We start from the raw sequence: 14676 nt of genomic DNA on the forward strand, positions 1-14676 counted from the left end.
GCAACTGGGTCGCCACCTTTAGAGTTTAGAGATCGTCGATATAGCCGAGTGAACGCAGGGCGCGCTCATCATCCGCCCATCCAGATTTCACTTTCACCCAAGTCTCAAGGTAGACTTTGCGGCCAAACAGCTCTTCCATATCCAGACGTGCTTCACGGCCGATGGTTTTGATCTTCTCGCCGTTTTTACCAATCACCATTTTCTTCTGGCCAATACGCTCAACCAAAATCAGGGCGTTGATGTGGAAGCCATCAGTATCTGGGTTGTAATCGAAACGCTCGATTTCCACCGTCACCGAATACGGCAGCTCTTCGCCAGTAAAACGCATCAGCTTTTCACGGACGATTTCAGATGCCATAAAGCGCTGTGAACGATCCGTCACATACTCTTCAGGGAAGTGGTGCACTGCTTTCGGTAAATGGTCGCGTACATGCTTTTTCAGCACGTCGGTGTTTTTACCCTGTTTAGCGGAAATCGGTACGATATCGACAAACTGCATGCGCTTAGAAAGCTCCAGCATGTGCAGCATGACTTCGTTACGATCTTTCACCTGATCCACCTTGTTCACACAAAGTACCACTGGGAAGTTCGCCTTTTGCAGCTTGTTGAACACCATCTCGTCATCGGCGGTCCAGTGAGTACCTTCAACGACAAACAACACTAAGTTCACATCACTCAATGAGCTTGACGCCGCACGGTTCATCAAACGGTTAATCGCACGTTTTTCTTCAATGTGTAGTCCTGGGGTATCAACGTATATCGCCTGATAATTGCCATCGGTCTCCACGCCCATAATACGGTGGCGAGTAGTTTGTGGTTTACGCGAGGTGATCGAAATCTTCTGCCCTAAAAGGTTATTCAGCAGAGTCGATTTACCTACGTTTGGACGACCAACAATGGCGACAAAGCCACAATGCTGGTTTTCCGGTGTCGATGTCACTGTTTGGCCTTCGCTTTGAGAAGCAAAGTATGCATCGATATCAAATTCTTGATCAGCCATTGGTTAATTGCTCCAGAGCCGTTTCTGCAGCCGCTTGCTCTGCCTTGCGGCGGCTTGTGCCTTTACCAATTACAGGCGTATCCATACCTGCTACTTCACACGCAACGGTAAACTCTTGGTTGTGTGCTTCACCTTTAATATTAGTCACCGTATAGACAGGCAGCGGTTTTCTTCTGCCTTGTAAAAACTCTTGTAAGCGAGTTTTCGGATCTTTTTGTGATGCGCCCGGTTTGATCTCTTCCAAACGACAGTGATACCACTCAAGCACAATACGGCGCGCGGTTTCCAGATCGCTATCGAGGTAGATTGCACCGATGATCGCTTCTACGGCATCGGCCAGAATTGAGTCTCGGCGAAAACCACCGCTTTTCAACTCACCTGGACCTAATTTTAAGTAATCTCCCAGATCGAATTCACGACCCAGTTCCGCCAACGTGTTACCACGCACTAAGGTGGCACGCATACGGCTCATATCGCCTTCATTCACTTTCGGGAAGCGGTGATACAGCTCATCAGCAATGACAAAACTTAAAATTGAATCGCCCAGAAACTCAAGACGTTCATTGTGCTTACCATTGGCGCTGCGGTGTGTCAGCGCCAGATTAAGCAGCTCGATTTCCTTAAAGGTATAACCGAGCTTACTTGTTAATTTATTCATTGGAGGTGTCATAATCTCAACATTATTGACCAGCTTACGCTGGCTTAATGAATCCCACCAATACGATTAAATCGTACTCCGGTTGGAATCCAGCTTGGCAGTACGCTGTCAGCAGCGCGTTCAAATTCAAAACTGATCCAGATAGCCACAGCTTTTCCGACCAGATTCTGCTCTGGCACAAAGCCCCAGAAACGGCTGTCAGCACTGTTGTCACGGTTGTCACCCATCACAAAGTAGTGCCCTTGTGGTACGACCCACTCATTCACGCCACTGCGTGGACGATAATCTGCCACGTTATCAATGCGCAGCGGGTTGACCAAAATACTGTGTTCAACCTTACCAAGCTTCTCATCCAGTTGGATAAGCGGAATGTTGTTTTGGTAAAACTCACTTTCTTGCACATTAGAGAGTTTCACCGCTTGGCATTCACTTTCACCTTGGCGCAGAATGCATAACTCTTTGCCCGGGCTGTAGCGCACGGTATCACCCGGCATGCCGACCACACGTTTGATGTAGTCAATATTTGGGTTTACCGGGTATTTGAACACCACGATATCACCACGCTCTGGCTTACCGGTTTCCACCAGTTGAGTGCGCCATACGGGGTCTTTCAAACCGTAAGCGTATTTTTCAACCAGAATAAAATCGCCGATCAGCAGGGTTGGCATCATTGAACCCGAGGGGATCTGGAACGGTTCATAGATAAATGAACGTAAAACCAGAACAAAGGCAATCACAGGGAAAATAGAGACGCTGTTCTCAACCCACCAAGGCTGAGCCAACGCTTTATTCACCGCCGACTCAGGCAGATCGGGCGTTTGCGCCTGTAACTGAGCCTGTTTCTGCTGGCGTTTTTTAGCCCACACCAGTTTTTCCAGTGTCCAGACGATACCGGTGACCAGAGTTACGATCACCAAAATCAGTGAGAATGTGTTCGCCATTGACTTCCCTTATCTAAAAAATACGAAAGTGAAAGAGCCGAAACCCTTTCACTCATGTGTTAAACCAATAAGTTTGAAGTCGCCAAAGAAATTAGTCTTTGCCGACATGCAGAATGGCAAGGAACGCTTCTTGTGGCAGCTCAACGTTACCGATCTGCTTCATACGTTTCTTACCTTCTTTCTGCTTCTTCAACAGTTTCTTCTTACGACTCACGTCACCACCGTAACATTTCGCCAATACGTTTTTACGTAATTGCTTAACGGTAGAACGCGCGATGATGTGGTTACCAATCGCTGCTTGAATCGCGATATCGAACATTTGGCGAGGAATGAACTCTTTCATCTTCTCAACCAATAGGCGACCACGAGTTTGTGAATGATCACGGTGAGTAATGATCGCCAATGCGTCCACTTTGTCACCATTGAGCAGTACATCTACGCGCACCATGTACGACATTTCAAAACGTTGGAAACCGTAATCCAGAGACGCATAGCCACGTGAAGTAGATTTCAAACGGTCAAAGAAATCGAGTACCACTTCCGCCATCGGGATGTCGTAAGTCAGTGCTACTTGGTTACCGTGGTAAACCATGTCCACCTGAGTACCACGCTTTTCGATACACAGTGTAATAACGTTACCCAGATAATCCGCAGGAACCAGAATGTTACAGCGCGCGATCGGTTCACGAATCTCTTCAATATCGTTGATGGCTGGCAGTTTCGCTGGGCTATCAACGTAGATGATCTCTTTGTTGGTCTTCAGAACTTCATACACTACGGTCGGTGCAGTAGTAATGAGATCGAGATCGTATTCACGCTCCAGACGCTCTTGGATGATTTCCATGTGTAGCATACCAAGGAAGCCACAACGGAAACCAAAGCCTAGTGCTGCTGAGGTTTCTGGTTCATAGAACAGAGACGCATCATTAAGGCTCAGCTTACCCAGCGCATCACGGAAGTTGTCATAATCATCAGAAGAGACAGGGAACAAACCCGCATAAACCTGAGGTTTTACCTTTTTAAAGCCCGGTAGCGCTTTTTCACAACCGTTTTTCGCCAAGGTTAGAGTATCACCCACTGGTGCACCCATGATGTCTTTGATACCACACACCACCCAGCCTACTTCGCCAGTATCCAGTGAATCGGTATCCACTTGTTTTGGTGTGAAAATACCTAAGCGATCCACACCCCAAGTTTGACCGGTGCTCATCACTTTGATCTTGTCGTTTTTCTTCAGGCTACCGTTTTTGATACGAACCAGAGAAACCACGCCTAAGTAGTTATCGAACCATGAGTCGATAATCAACGCTTGCAGTGGTGCATCAGGATCACCTTGTGGTGCTGGGATCGCAGAAACGATCTTTTCCAGAACTTCATCCACACCAACACCGGTTTTAGCCGAGCAACGCACCGCGTCAATCGCATCGATACCTACGATGTCTTCGATCTCTTCAGCAACACGCTCAGGTTCTGCCGCTGGCAGGTCAATCTTGTTCAGAATTGGCACTACTTCCAGATCCATTTCGATCGCGGTATAGCAGTTAGCTAGGGTTTGCGCTTCTACGCCTTGACCTGCATCCACCACCAACAGTGCGCCTTCACAAGCCGCCAATGAACGAGATACTTCGTATGCGAAGTCAACGTGCCCTGGAGTGTCGATAAAGTTCAGTTGATAGGTTTCGCCATCTTTCGCTTTATAGTCGAGAGTCACACTCTGCGCTTTAATGGTGATGCCACGCTCACGTTCCAGATCCATAGAGTCAAGAACTTGCTCGGCCATTTCACGATCGCTCAAGCCGCCACAGACTTGGATTAAACGGTCAGATAGAGTCGATTTACCATGGTCAATGTGGGCGATAATCGAAAAGTTACGAATGTGCTTCATAGGTTTGGGATGACTAAACTCTTAAATAATAAGGACATAGAAAAGCCGCGTTGGCGGCTATTCATTCAAGTTGGGCGATTCTACCCAATTTCGTTGGGGTTCGCATCATAATTTAGGCAACCGGGATACCCAGTTTTCGTAACAAAACCACTTGCTGCTCAGAGCGCAGTTCAAGCACTTTCGCGTAACGTTTAGCAACCCACACACCCAATGCAATAAACAACAGCGCAGTAAGGATCACAATGCCTTCACCGAGACCGAGCATAGGAGCCAGCCATTGTGTGCCAAGCCAAGCACCAAGCATCATAAAAAAGAGCGGCAATAAATAGACTAACGCAGCGGATTGCAACAGGCTTTTTTCTGGTAAACCGATTTCCACCACCTCACCTGCCTGCAGCATTTGCGTTGTATGTAAACGCCAAAACAAGGTTTTGTTACCGAGTGCTTTAGAAACGATGCCCGTACCGCAGCTTTTTGAAGAGTGACAGCTACTGCAACTGGTTTGTTGCTCGCAGCTGAGGGTCACTTGAAATCCTTCGTGAGCAGGTACCACTTTAGTCACCGTAGCTAATGCGGTCATCATTGCGCTTTCACGCCTCCCACGCCAAACATAACAGATTGGGCAATACGCTGCGCAGTCGCTGGCGGAATGTCCCCCACCACAGAGATTTCGTTTTCACCTTTCACTAGACTGTGCAAGGTGCGGCGGCCTTGTCTTACTAGCTGCCCTTTCAATGAATAGTTATCACTGGCTGACACATAGACAGAGAAGTTAAATAGGCCATCGGAATACATTTGGCTTTCCACTAAGCGCTCGGTCATTGCCATGCGATAGCGATTAAGTTCCATGGCTTTGAATCCCTCGGGAACCCAAGTCACTTGCCAGAAGGTTTCTTGCACACTGCCTTTGGGTAACTTAAGGACTTCAGGGAGTTGTGCTTTATTTAGCCCAGCCATGATTTCCGCCAAGCGATCGCTGAGTGAGAATGAAATCGTGCGATATTGCTCAAGCACTTCACCATCACGATCCAACAAATCAGCACGTAAAGGCAAACGACTCTTTTCGTCTACCCACACAACATAGGAATAACGCAGGCCATCTTTAGGTACCACACGAAGTACCTGACAGGCAGCTCCAGCTTCACGGGCTCGACCAACTTTGACAAAGTCGTAATACCGACTCAATTCACCGATATCAGTGTTAAGCATCGGAATTGTCGGTGCAACCATGTTGCCCGATTCAATCGTAAAAGGCTCAACACCCGGCTCAATGTAACTCACTTCATCACCACGACGAATGACTTCCCGCACCGGCCCACTGAGGTACACCAAATGCGCCAGTTGTTGATCATCCTGTCGAGAATGACGATACAAAAGCGGCTCAATGCTGTTCTTCTTGACCAAGATGTATGAGAGTTCGTAATTGAGATGTTGGCTGGCTTCGTTCATCTGAAACAACAACGCCTCTGCAGACTCATCCTCTGCAAAGGCGACGGTTGAATTCACACAGAACAGTGTCAGCGCACTGATCAAAAATTTCTTCATTCCACAACCGATTCAACTGGGTGTTGGTGAGATAAAGCATTCTCACTATTTAGGCGTAATTGCAGTTCGTAGTCCTGCAGCAAGGCGTTTACGCGACGACGTTGCTCTTGCATAGTACTGTCTGGGCTGTGCTTTTCAACCGAATCTCGAGTCAGGCTAACTGGCTCTGCACTTCCCGCTAATGGAATAGTTTGCAGAACAGGTAGCTCGTTATCGGTTGAAGATTGGCCGCCATATTGTTGAACCCCGAAAATCACTGCGAGAGAGACACAAGCCGCAATTCCCACCTGACCAAACTGAGTCAGCCACGCAGGCAACTGACGCTTCGCCTGTTGCGGTTTCGGTTGTGCTTCCAGTCTTGCCTGCTGCAGATCGATCACTTTGTGTGAACTGTTCAGCGGGTTGTGCGCAGGTTCATTTTCCAGCGCCAAGGCCACACTTTCAGCAATATTCCATTCCTTTTGCATCGGAGCATCACCACGGAGCACATCACCAATCAGGTGATAATTCTTCCACGTTTCACGCGCCTCTTGATCCTGAGCCAATCCTAAAATCAGCTCGTTGTCGATCATTTCGCCATCCATGAGTGCTGAAAGTTTTTCTTTGTCAGCCATTCTATTCACCATAGTCATTACGGAATTTGCGTTATAGAAGAGGTTTAATTTTCTTCTCTACCGCTTCACGAGCGCGGAAAATTCGGGAACGCACTGTGCCTACAGGGCAATCCATCACTTCCGCAATTTCCTCGTAACTCAAGCCATCAAGCTCGCGCAACGTCATTGCCGTTTTTAAATCATCAGGTAACGCTTCTATCGCACTGAACACTACCTGTTTCAATTCTTTGGACAACGTAATGTTCTCTGGGTTCGATAATTCTTTTAATGCGTCACCACCTTCATAAAATTCAGCTTCTTCAGCATCAACATCGCTTGCGGGTGGCGTCGGCTTTGCGCAACAATGTGATTTTTCGCGGTATTTACAGCAATACGGTACAGCCAAGTGTAAAACGCACTCTCGCCACGAAAAGTTGGAATGGCTCGATACGCTTTAATAAACGCTTCCTGCGCTACATCAGCTACATCGCCGGAATTGCTCACATACCGGGAAATAAGGTTGCACACTTTATTTTGATATCTCAAAACCAAAAGGTTAAATGCTTGCTTATCCCCATTCTGAACTCGCTCAATCAATACTTGATCGGTCAGTTGCTCGTTCATTCGAGCGGTCACTCCTATTGTTATTTCCCCTACCTTCTCAGATATGGGTACTCATTATGCGAATTGTAATATTGACACCACTACTTGCATGAGCACCTTTGAGACTAGGCATCATCGAGAAAGTTCACTATTGGGTGAAATATTTTACCCAAAACCTTATCAAGGCAGCATTTTCACTGGCTTGGATGAATCTTCTACGCAGTCGCCAGATTCGCGACTCAGCTTCATCTCTCTATATAGAGGCTAGCGTTGCGGATTAATAGAGTGCAATAGCGATTATGACAATAACATTTACAAACTATTGCATTTAGCGCGATGATAATAGCAGGACTTACACCGTATCAACGATCCGAATTTACCGTTTATTTCTTGCCACTTGATTGTGGAGAGTGACATTTTCGCTAATCGGACATGGTGTCGATTCTTCAAACGCTAGAGATTGTTTTACATCACCGTTGCCGTTTGAGGAATTTAAAGCAATTTCGAGTTGGATTACTCGCTACAGTTTGGGAATTGGCAATTTTATGAACGCAGACCGAGAGCATCAATGTGATGTATTAGTCATAGGAAGTGGCGCAGCAGGCTTATCGCTTGCTTTACAGGTCGCTCAATACGGAAAAGTGATTGTATTAAGTAAAGGGCCGCGCAGTGAAGGGGCGACGTTTTACGCTCAAGGCGGCATTGCTGCAGTATTTGATGAATCGGACAGCATTGAATCACATGTGCAAGATACGCTGATTGCAGGTGCGGGCATTTGTGATGAACAAACCGTACGTTTTATCGCTGAGCACGCGAAAGAATGTGTACAGTGGTTAATTGATGGCGGTGTACCTTTCGATAAAGAAGAGGACAGCGATACGGATCATCCACGCTACCATCTGACTCGTGAAGGCGGTCATAGCCATCGCCGCATTTTACATGCAGCCGATGCCACAGGCATGGCAATGCAAACCTCGCTGCAAGATAACGCCCACAACCATCCCAACATTACTGTACTTGAACGACACAATGCGCTGGATCTGATCACCGAAGATAAGATTGGTGGTGATGCGAACAAGGTTGTCGGTGCTTATGTATGGAACCGCAACGAAGAGCACGTAGAAACCATCCGCGCTAAATTTGTCGTACTTGCTACTGGTGGCGCTTCCAAGGTGTATCAGTACACCTCAAACCCAGATGTTTCATCCGGTGATGGTATCGCCATGGCTTGGCGTGCAGGTTGCCGTGTTGCCAACTTGGAATTCAACCAATTCCATCCAACTTGCCTGTATCATCCAGAAGCACGTAATTTCCTGCTGACCGAAGCTCTGCGTGGTGAAGGAGCTTATTTACGCCGCCCAGATGGTAGCCGCTTTATGCCGGATTTCGATGAACGTGCCGAGCTGGCTCCGCGAGATATCGTGGCTCGTGCCATCGACTTTGAAATGAAGCGTTTAGGCGCGGACTGTATGTATCTGGACATCAGCCATAAACCTGCCGATTTTATCGAAAAACATTTCCCAACCATCTACTCACGCTTGATGGATTTGGGCATTGATATGACCAAAGAGCCAATTCCGATTGTCCCCGCCGCACACTACACTTGCGGTGGTGTGATGGTGAACCCACAAGGCCAAACCGACCTCAAACAACTGTATGCGATTGGTGAAGTGAGCTACACAGGTCTACACGGTGCGAACCGTATGGCCTCCAACTCTCTACTTGAGTGCGTAGTGTACGCGTGGTCAGCTGCGCAAGACATCATCGCCCAACTCCCTAAAGCGAGCATGCCCCAATCACTCCCAGCTTGGGATGAAAGCCAAGTGACTTGCTCGGATGAAGAGGTAGTTCTGCAACATAACTGGCACGAACTGCGTCTATTTATGTGGGATTACATGGGGATTGTGCGTACCAATAAACGTTTAGAGCGTGCCATGCGCCGAATTCAACTGCTACAACAAGAAACGCATGAGTATTACAGCAACTTCCGAGTCTCCAATAACTTGCTCGAGATGCGTAATTTGCTGCAAGTGGCTGAATTAATGGTTCGCTGTGCGATGCAACGTAAAGAGAGCCGTGGATTACACTACACGCTGGACTACCCAGAACAGCTCGCAGACAGTGGTCCAACTATTCTAGTGCCGGAAAAATAACTCTCTCCGCTTGAAACAGCAATCAAGAGATCTGCGCATTATCACGGGAGCCATTGAGCTCCCGTTTTAATCTCACCAGTAGCAGTCGATACGTTGTTTCGTCACAGCTATCACGCCAGATAAACCAACGCTTGCCTTGGCCTTGTAAGGTAACAAAAAATGGCGCATAGAGTGTGTGGATCGTATGGAATGTCGAACGCTGACCATCTTGCTCCAACGTACCTGAAAACGTGAGATCGATTTCTCCCTCTACGCTTTTGGGCATCCATAGGCCGAGACGGTGACCACGCCAGATCCACGCAGCAAAATAAGGAACCAATACAAGAGGAATAGAAGAAACGAATAACGCCCAGAGCATCAACATCATGACTAGCAGTGCGATGAACTGAGCGTAATAGGAAGGAGTAAAAATCAGCTTAACGGACTTTGCTGAGGTTATGAGCGACAATCTTATCCACCATCGCAGCTAGGCCTAAATTTTCACAGCGACCATGTCCCATGACCCAAGCAAACAGATCTGGATCGTCGCTTTCCAGTAAAGCCACAAAGTCACTTTGCTCTGATTCAGTCAGTGAATCAAAACACTCTTCGAAAAATGGCATGATGACCACATCAAGCTCCAACATACCACGACGGCATGCCCATTTGATTCGCGCTTTTTGTTCAGCGGTGTACATCAGTATTCCTCACCTTATGGTTTTTGTTTGCCCCGGAGTTTAACAAGGGCATCGACATACAACTAGTAACTCAGTCACAGTCCCTGTTCAAGCTGACAAAAAAGTTGATCCAGATTAACATAGCGAGACTTTTTTCCTCAGTGGTGAACAACATGGACTGGCAAAATCGTTTTTCAGTGATCAATCTTTCTTCTCACGATCCCCTACCTGAGTTGATGCTGACGCATCTCACCGCATGGGGAGCCATCACTATGGTTGGCGCAGATAAAAAATCTTACCTACAGGGGCAAGTCACCTGCAATGTGGTTTCTTTAGAAGAGCAGCAAGTCACCTTTGGTGCGCACTGCGATGCTAAAGGCAAGGTATGGTCTGTGTTTCGTTTATTCCATCACAACGATGGTTACGCAATGTTCCAGCCTCAATCTGCGATTGAAGTCGAATTACGCGAGCTGAAGAAATACGCCATCTTCTCCAAAGTGACCATTGCCGAGAGCAGCGATATCGCATTAGGTGTAATGGGTAGCCAAGCCAACGCTTGGATTGATAGCTTGACCGAGCAAACTGGTGATGTACGTCGTATCGAAGGGGGTACCGCTGTACGCATTAGTGAGCTGCGTTGGCTACTGCTGGTTGCTGCTGAACAAGCGGAGCAGTACGTGAATGCTTGGCAAGGTCTGTGTGTTGAACAAGCTCTATGGACACGCATGGATATTGAAGAAGCCGTGCCAGTGATCACGCAAAACGCTCAGAATGAACACATTCCACAAGCGCTCAACGTACAAGCAGTAAATGGCATCAGCTTTACCAAAGGTTGTTACACAGGGCAAGAAACCGTAGCTCGCGCCAAGTATCGCGGCATCAATAAGCGTGCAATGTACATAGTTAAAGGCAACATCAATGCGCCACTTAGCCATGAGGAACCTGTGATTCTTGAGCGTGCCGTTGGTGAAAACTGGCGCAGTGCCGGACAACTCCTTGCCCACTATCAATTTGAGGATGGCATCGCAATCGGCTTGATCGTGTTGCCAAATGATCTGGAAAAAGGTGTTGAACTGCGTTTAGCCTCCCAACCAGAAACTCGCTGGCATATTCAATCATTACCTTACTCACTTAACGACGAGTAAGTATTGAAACCTTCCTCTTACCAGAGCTGCCTCAGGTGGCAGCTCTAGTTCATCAAAACCCACATTCATCACCCAGTCTTATATGCAACATCCTTAAGCTCATTACATCGTTACGCGAGCAATCTCAAATTAACCAATACTTATTTGTGAATTTATACTCAAATTAAAAACATAAATAGTCAAACAGGTAACAATACTCTATTCTATACGCAGTTGATGACATCACAGAGTGACTGAGTTTACCCTGTGTTCATCAACTCAAAAGTGAATCAACTGAGCATTCAAGTTATCCACTTTTTGTGTAATGCATCTGTGACTATTCGCCCGCCCAAATGCGGGCATTTTTTTTACAATTATTTTACAAATAACTTGCCAATTCGATTTTATCGCGACTATTCTTAAAACTGTAATAAGAAGGTGGCTTAATACTCGCTGTTCACAAGAAGCCAGCATCCGTCACCAGAAGAATTTGTAAGTTTGGTCACATGATTCTGGATATTTAACTGCAGTTTTGTTTAGTTCTGCACAGATATTCCAAACAATCAGTAAGTACTGCGTATTTCACCAAGCCTATCACACTATTTTTGATTAGGTTTTTCTATACTTAGCAGTGCCAGAACAACGCAAGGATCGAAGTATGAGACTGTTTAAGCGCTATACACCAGGTATGATTGCTAAACACGTAAGTCGGCTGTTTAAGGGTAGAATTTATATCTATGGCGTCGGTAAATTTGAATTCGACAATGGTAAGTTAAAACTGCCAGAGAAAGCCGAACAACGCCACTATCAGACCGTCAAAGAAGTCAATCAAGAGATCATGAAACTGCGTTGTGCATATGCATAAACAAGCAAACAGGCAATAAGAAAACGATTTAATAAAAAGGGTTGGCACTGCCAACCCTTTTTACTTAGTCAATAAGCGCGTTCTAACCAAACCTGCTTAGCCAGTTCAGGCAAATCGCCCTTCAAACCCAAAGCGCGTTTCATGATTTCATCTTTTGCACCTGGCAACTGACCCACTAGACGCATACCAATCCCACGGATCAGCTTTTTGGCAGGATTATCACCTTCAAACAGATCGCGGAACCCCTGCATCGCAGCAATCATTTTTGCCGCTTCAGCTTTACGCCAACGCTCGTAGTGGCGCAAGTTACGCTCATCGCCAATATCACGATTTTGCTGCCACAAACTCAACAACTCTTGTGCCAAACTGGCGGCATCAAGCAAGCCTAAGTTCACGCCCTGTCCCGCCAAAGGATGTATGGTGTGTGCCGCATCTCCTACCAAAGCAATTCGTGGCGCAACAAAATCACGTGCATAGCGCATCTTAAGTGGAAAAGCTTGTCGTTCTCCAACCACTTCACAGCGGCCTAATCGGGCATCGAATTCCACTGTCAGCGCTTTGTTAAACTGAGCTTCACTCATATTCAGCAGCGCTTCAGCGCGTGAGGGTTCGGTTGACCATACAATCGAACTCATCTGTGGCTCTGCCATAGGCAGAAAAGCCAAAGGTCCTTGCGGTGTAAAAATCTGTCGTGCGACTTTATTGTGCGCTTCACTGGTGCGCACATTGGCCACCAACGCACTGTGTCCATAATCCCAATGGGTTAAAGGAATATCCATTTGACGACGTAACCACGAGTTCGCACCATCAGCCCCCACGACCAACTTAGCACTCAAGGCTTGGCCATTGCTCAAAGTAAGCCACGCTTCACTCTCACCTACTGCGATGCTCTGGCACGTTGCTGGAACGTGTAAAGTAACATTCGCTTGCTGCTGTACCTGCTCTAACAGCGCCAACTGAATCACTCGATTCTCAACGATATGGCCAAGATTCGGCTGAGTCATCTCATTGGCTTTAAATTCAATGCGCGCAAAGCTGTCTTGCTCCCACACTTCCATTGCGGTGTATGGCGCAGCACGGCGCGCTTCAATGCCAGCCCACGCATTGAGGTTACGCAGCATAATCTCACTTGAGCGACTCAAGGCAGAAACGCGTACATCCGGCAGTGGGTTTAAAGAATCTTCCGGCAAATGGTTTTCGACCTACGGCAATACGCAGATCACTCTCTTTCAGAGCGGCCGCCAGCGCAAGGCCAACCATGCCTCCACCGATAATCACAACATCAACACTTTGCATCATTTTCTTACCTATTAACGGTTAACTATGCCGAGAGTGCGGCGCAATAACGGGGTTTTTAATAAAGGCAGATTATCCATCGCCATCAGACCAAGGTTACGACCAATCCGCATGGGTAACCAGTCGTTAGAAAAAGTATGCACTAATCCTGTAGTAAGGTTGATGGTCGCGGTGCGATCGGTTTGCCGACGTTGATAAAAACGTTGCAGCAAAGCGTAATCACCTGCATCGTCACTCTTGGCTATTTCTTCGGCCAGCGTTGCGACATCCCTAATTCCAAGGTTAAAACCTTGTCCGGCAATCGGGTGCAAGGTTTGTGCGGCGTTGCCCACCATAGCAAATCGATGAGAGATGATTTGTTCACGATAGCGCAGAACAAGCGGGTAAACACTTCTCTCCCCCGCATGCGTTAACTCTCCTAACCGCCACCCAAAGGCTTTTTGTAAACCGTGTAAAAACTCGGCCTCACTGCAATTTAACCAAGTCTCCACTTCGGATGGAGGCAAACACCATACCAAAGACAGGCGATCTTGGCTCATTGGGAGCAAAGCAACTGGACCGTGTGGCGTAAAACGCTCAAAAGCTCGCCCTGCATGTGGTTCAGTACTGGTGATATTGGCGATCAGAGCAACTTGCTCAAAATCGTGTTCCTGCATCGTTAGCCCTAGCGCTTGGCAACAGGTGGACATTGCACCATCAGCAGCCACCAACAACTTGCCTTGTAAAGCGTCACCACTGTCGAGTTGTACCGTTACCGAATCTTGTTCACGGCTAATATTGATTACTCGACTAGGCACAAATTGTTGGATGGAAGAACATTTCGCCATACACTCGGCGTAGACTCGCCCACATCAGCAAGCTCAACCACATACCCCAATGCTTCCACCCCAAGTGATTCACGGCGAAAATCTGTCATCCCCGCATGGGACTGATCCGAAACATGAATATGCTCAATCGGAGTCGCAAAAGGGCGCAAACTCGACCAGAGTTGCAAATCTTGCAGGATCTGCACTGTGCCATAGGACAGAGCAATACTGCGTGCATCAAATCCGGGGTGCGCAGAATGATCGGTGGCAAACGCCTCAATAACCGCCACTTTAAGTTTGCCTTGGCTCAGTTGATGTAAAGCCAAAGCTAAAGTCGCGCCCGCCATCGCTCCACCAGCGATGATCACATCAAAACTGATCGGCTTGCTCAAACTGGGCTGCTTGCTGTCCGTCATCGCGCTTCCTTATTAATGCACTGTTGGCTTGCTATCATGCTCTGGTTTTACACCAAATTACATGTAAGGGTGAACACACAGGCTTTCATATGTTCGATTACCTGCTCGAGAAGCTCCGCTTGCTCTGCCAAATCA

General features: G+C 47.3%; 12 protein-coding genes and 4 pseudogenes. 3 read left to right on the forward strand and 13 right to left on the reverse strand.

Annotation, left to right across the window (positions count from 1 at the left end; genetic code table 11):
• Window positions 1-25 precede the first annotated feature (25 nt).
• From era to rpoE, 8 genes and pseudogenes are all read right to left on the reverse strand, one after another.
• On the reverse strand, window positions 26-1000 hold the full coding sequence (gene era, locus D908_RS16315) for a GTPase Era (protein ID WP_000774935.1): 975 nt from the start codon (window positions 998-1000) through the stop codon (window positions 26-28).
• Window positions 993-1670, reverse strand: coding sequence for a ribonuclease III (rnc, locus tag D908_RS16310; protein ID WP_000188753.1), 678 nt, complete (start codon window positions 1668-1670; stop codon window positions 993-995). Before rnc ends, era begins: the two co-directional genes overlap by 8 nt.
• A gap of 32 nt (window positions 1671-1702) precedes the next feature.
• Window positions 1703-2599: a signal peptidase I gene (gene lepB, locus D908_RS16305; RefSeq protein ID WP_000024073.1), complete on the reverse strand. Its 897-nt coding sequence runs from the start codon at window positions 2597-2599 to the stop codon at window positions 1703-1705.
• Between the two features lie 91 nt (window positions 2600-2690).
• Window positions 2691-4484: a translation elongation factor 4 gene (gene lepA, locus D908_RS16300; RefSeq protein ID WP_000680629.1), complete on the reverse strand. Its 1794-nt coding sequence runs from the start codon at window positions 4482-4484 to the stop codon at window positions 2691-2693.
• A gap of 112 nt (window positions 4485-4596) precedes the next feature.
• Entirely contained in the window at window positions 4597-5067 is a 471-nt protein-coding gene (locus D908_RS16295; protein WP_005514759.1) for a SoxR reducing system RseC family protein, read from the reverse strand.
• On the reverse strand, window positions 5064-6029 hold the full coding sequence (rseB, locus tag D908_RS16290; protein WP_000713984.1) for a sigma-E factor regulatory protein RseB: 966 nt from the start codon (window positions 6027-6029) through the stop codon (window positions 5064-5066). Before rseB ends, D908_RS16295 begins: the two co-directional genes overlap by 4 nt.
• Window positions 6026-6643: a sigma-E factor negative regulatory protein gene (locus tag D908_RS16285; RefSeq protein ID WP_000763846.1), complete on the reverse strand. Its 618-nt coding sequence runs from the start codon at window positions 6641-6643 to the stop codon at window positions 6026-6028. Before D908_RS16285 ends, rseB begins: the two co-directional genes overlap by 4 nt.
• 31 nt (window positions 6644-6674) lie before the next feature.
• Window positions 6675-7246: pseudogene (gene rpoE, locus D908_RS0118860) on the reverse strand (RNA polymerase sigma factor RpoE).
• Window positions 7247-7770: 524 nt separating this feature from the next.
• On the opposite strand from rpoE, the gene nadB reads away from it, so the two are divergent.
• Window positions 7771-9378 (forward strand): L-aspartate oxidase, encoded by a 1608-nt coding sequence (nadB, locus tag D908_RS16280; protein ID WP_005522617.1) that lies wholly within the window; start codon window positions 7771-7773, stop codon window positions 9376-9378.
• Window positions 9379-9400: 22 nt separating this feature from the next.
• Here nadB and D908_RS16275 read toward each other — a convergent pair whose 3' ends face one another.
• Window positions 9401-9790, reverse strand: coding sequence for a protein YgfX (locus D908_RS16275; protein ID WP_476726722.1), 390 nt, complete (start codon window positions 9788-9790; stop codon window positions 9401-9403).
• A 4-nt stretch (window positions 9791-9794) separates the two neighbouring features.
• Window positions 9795-10055 (reverse strand): FAD assembly factor SdhE, encoded by a 261-nt coding sequence (locus D908_RS16270; protein WP_000287745.1) that lies wholly within the window; start codon window positions 10053-10055, stop codon window positions 9795-9797.
• A gap of 152 nt (window positions 10056-10207) precedes the next feature.
• Here D908_RS16270 and ygfZ point away from each other — a divergent pair, with 152 nt between their 5' ends.
• Both ygfZ and D908_RS16260 read left to right on the forward strand, forming a co-directional pair.
• On the forward strand, window positions 10208-11179 hold the full coding sequence (gene ygfZ, locus D908_RS16265; RefSeq protein ID WP_005522621.1) for a tRNA-modifying protein YgfZ: 972 nt from the start codon (window positions 10208-10210) through the stop codon (window positions 11177-11179).
• Window positions 11180-11816: 637 nt separating this feature from the next.
• Window positions 11817-12023 (forward strand): DUF1107 domain-containing protein, encoded by a 207-nt coding sequence (locus D908_RS16260; protein WP_005522623.1) that lies wholly within the window; start codon window positions 11817-11819, stop codon window positions 12021-12023.
• Window positions 12024-12091: 68 nt separating this feature from the next.
• Here the strand turns inward: D908_RS16260 and D908_RS0118870 are convergent.
• From D908_RS0118870 to D908_RS21405, 3 pseudogenes are all read right to left on the reverse strand, one after another.
• Window positions 12092-13322, reverse strand: a pseudogene (locus tag D908_RS0118870) (FAD-dependent 2-octaprenylphenol hydroxylase).
• An 11-nt stretch (window positions 13323-13333) separates the two neighbouring features.
• Window positions 13334-14541, reverse strand: a pseudogene (gene ubiH, locus D908_RS0118875) (2-octaprenyl-6-methoxyphenyl hydroxylase).
• A 12-nt stretch (window positions 14542-14553) separates the two neighbouring features.
• Window positions 14554-14676, reverse strand: a pseudogene (locus D908_RS21405) (YecA/YgfB family protein); the annotation flags it as partial.

Source organism: Vibrio mimicus CAIM 602, from assembly GCF_000338875.1.
Taxonomy (GTDB): Bacteria; Pseudomonadota; Gammaproteobacteria; order Enterobacterales; family Vibrionaceae; genus Vibrio; species Vibrio mimicus.